This window comes from Streptomyces anandii JCM 4720 (genome assembly GCF_014650655.1).
Classification (GTDB): domain Bacteria; phylum Actinomycetota; class Actinomycetes; order Streptomycetales; family Streptomycetaceae; genus Streptomyces; species Streptomyces anandii.
In genome coordinates, this window is record NZ_BMVJ01000006.1 from 267,835 (window position 1) to 270,795 (window position 2,961).

General features: G+C 72.0%; 3 protein-coding genes. 1 reads left to right on the forward strand and 2 read right to left on the reverse strand.

Annotation, left to right across the window (positions count from 1 at the left end; genetic code table 11):
- Positions 1–22: 22 nt before the first annotated feature.
- Together IE249_RS13885 and IE249_RS13890 are read right to left on the reverse strand one after the other, a co-directional pair.
- Positions 23–397, reverse strand: a complete 375-nt coding sequence (locus IE249_RS13885; RefSeq protein WP_189705115.1) for an NTP pyrophosphohydrolase — start codon at positions 395–397, stop codon at positions 23–25.
- A 41-nt stretch (positions 398–438) separates the two neighbouring features.
- Positions 439–1,404 carry a hypothetical protein gene (locus IE249_RS13890; protein ID WP_189705116.1) on the reverse strand — a complete coding sequence of 322 codons (966 nt, stop codon included), beginning with the start codon at positions 1,402–1,404 and terminating at the stop codon, positions 439–441.
- A gap of 20 nt (positions 1,405–1,424) precedes the next feature.
- Here IE249_RS13890 and IE249_RS13895 point away from each other — a divergent pair, with 20 nt between their 5' ends.
- On the forward strand, positions 1,425–2,642 hold the full coding sequence (locus tag IE249_RS13895; RefSeq protein WP_229858415.1) for a CapA family protein: 1,218 nt from the start codon (positions 1,425–1,427) through the stop codon (positions 2,640–2,642).
- Positions 2,643–2,961: the final 319 nt, after the last annotated feature.

The following is a 2,961-nucleotide window of genomic DNA, read 5'->3' on the forward strand; positions in this document are numbered from 1 at the left end:
CAGGACGCCGGAGGGTGGTCGGTCAGGGGGGCCGGGCCGCGCGGGGGCCGGTGACGTCGGCGTTCAAGTGCTGGACCCGGCGGCGTAGTTCGCGGTCCGCCGTGATGACCAGGGTGGGGCGGGGGCGGGCCTGTTCGACCAGGGCGACGATGTGGTCGTCGCCGCTGCCGGGGGCCGACTCGACGCGTACGCCCGGCACCGGCTCCACCCCGCGGGCCGCGCCCTCGACGACCAGGACGATGTCCAGCGGGCCGGCGCGGCCCGGCAGGCCGTTCGCGGCCAGATGGTCGCGCAGCCGCTCGGCCGCCCCGCGCCGGTCCCGCCACCAGCCGTCGGGCACCGACCCGACGACGTTCGCGCCGTCGACGATCACGAGCAGGGGAGTGTCCTGGTCCATGCGCCCAGGGTCCCACGGCACACGGCCGGCGGCCGTACCGCTCAGCCCGCCGCCGCCCAGCGCGCGGTGATGGTGTTCACGGCCGTCACCGCCCGCGCCATCCGTGCCTCGTCGTCGCGGACCGCGTGGGCGAACTCCACGTGCAGGAAGGCGAGTCCCTCGGAGTCGGCCCGGCGGCCCTGCACGTTCTCCGTGCCCTCCAGAGGGCACGAGCGCGCCCACGCGCGACAGACGTCGAACCCCTTCCGCCGCAGCGCGTCGGCCAGCCGGCGCCCGTCCGCGCGGCCGGTGGTGCCCTTGCCGGTGGAGGCGATCACGTCGTAGCCGGGCGCGGAGTCGTCGGCGAAGCCGTGCACCTGGATGCCGGGCAGCCCGCGCCGGGCCAGCTCGTCGCAGACCGCGTCGAACACGGTGTCCTGCCGGTGCGCCACGTCCGCGGAGTCCCCACGTCCGGCTTTGCGATGTGCTCCAGCAATCACGAGCACCCCGCCCGGCGAGCCCCGCAGCACGCCCACGCCCAGCCGCTCCGTACCCTGGTCGGCGACCGGGTGCGGGACCTGCACCGACCAGCGCGCCCGGTGCCCGAGGTCGACGTAGACCCGGCCCCAGCCGCGCGGCGCCACCGCGTCGTCACTGCGGTCGGCGATCTCGGCGAAGGAGCGCCCCGAGACCCGGTCGACGAGCGTGCGCAGGGTGAAGTCGAGCTGCGACAGCCGCTGTTGGGCCTGGTCACGGTGGCCGTCCAGGAGCAGGCCGACCGCCTCGGCGACACCCTCGCGGTCCGCCTTGCGGGGCTGCCGGTAGCCGTGGCCGGGCCCGAACCGGCTGGTGTAGTCGGCGACGACCCGCTCCAGATCGACACCGCCCGCGCGGCCGTCCACCCGGCCGCCACCGGACTCCGACGGCCCATGGGCGGAGCGCAGCACGGCGGTCAGCGTCCCGGCGAGACCGGCGATGACCAGCAGAATTGTTGCGATCGTTATGAATCGCGAGCGGTTGGCTCTCATGGTTGTATCAAGATATCCCGGTGACAAGACGCCGTAGCCGTACCCTGACCCTGCTGATCCCGCTCTCGCTCGTCGCCGCCGTCGCGGGCTGCGGCCTCGTCTCCGGCGAGGCCGACGACAAGGGCGGCGGACGTTCCTTCACCGTCGCCGCGGCCGGGGACATTCTGATGCACCCCGAACTCGTCGACCAGGCACGCAAGGACGCCAAGGCGACGGGCGACGGTGTGGCCGGGCTGGACTTCGGGCCGATGATGGCCGGCATCAAGCCGCTGATCAGCAAGGCGGACCTGGCGATCTGTCACTACGAGCCGGTGATGGGCAAGCCGAACGGCCCCTTCGAGGGCTTCCCCGACTTCGAGGTGCCGCCGCAGACCGCCAGGACCGTCAAGGACCTCGGCTACGACACCTGCTCCACCGCCTCCAACCACACCCTCGACCACGGGTACGCGGGTGTGAAGCGCACCCTGGACGCGCTGGACGCCGCGGGGGTGAAGCACACCGGCTCCTTCCGCACCGAGAAGGAGTCGCTCACCCCGCTGATCATGGACGTCAAGGGCGTCAAGGTCGCGCAGATCTCGTACGCCTACGGCTTCAACGAGCCGCACCGGCTGCCCAAGGACAAGCCGTGGCTCGCCAACCAGTACTCCCTCGCCCGGATCAAGTCCGCCGAGGAGCAGGCCCGCAAGGGCGGCGCCGAGGTCGTGATCCTGTCCATCCACTGGGGCCGCGAGCACTACCCGAATCCCTCCGCCGAGCAGCTCACCTTCGCCCGCCGGATCGCGCGGGAGACCGGCGTCAACCTGGTCATCGGCCACCACGCGCACGTCGTGCAGCCGATGGAGAAGGTCGACGGCACCTGGGTCGCCTACGGCCTGGGCAACCAGATCGCCCGCCACGAGGTGCCCACCGGCCTCACCGAGGAGGGCGTGATCGCCTGGTTCACCTTCACCGAGCACGGCAAGGGCCACTGGCAGGTCGAGCCCCGCTTCGAGCCGACGCTGCTCCAGATCCCGCCGGACACCGAGAGCACCGCGGACGGCGGCACCGCTCCCGTCACGGACGACGACGCGCGGGACTACCGGCTGCTCGACGTGCCCGCCGCGCTGAAGAACGACAAGGAACTCACGGACCGCCAGCGGGCCCGGCTGCGCCTGGCCTTCGAGCGCACCGAGGGCACCCTGCTCAACCGCGGCGCCGGCCAGGACGGCCTCAAGCCGCTGACGGCCCTGCCCGAATGACGTGATTTTCCTGAAGGGCTCTCTTACCTGAGCACCCTTTTGTCCGAAACGCGGCCGCATTTGCCCCGGCTTGATCGGATGAAACGCGACTGTTGCGCAGATCACGTCTGACTTACCGCAACTTAACCCGGTCCTTACTTGTCTCGGTTCCGGGTGCACCCGTATCGGCGTGCGCCCGGAACGCATCCATGCCCGAGCAGCACTCCTGCCTGACCGTGCGGGACCGACCGCTCGCACGAGCCCTGAGAGGACCGTCCCTTGGCGTCTCCGCCCCCGGCGCGGCAGCACCGAGCCCGCCGTCGAGCCGACATGTCGCTGA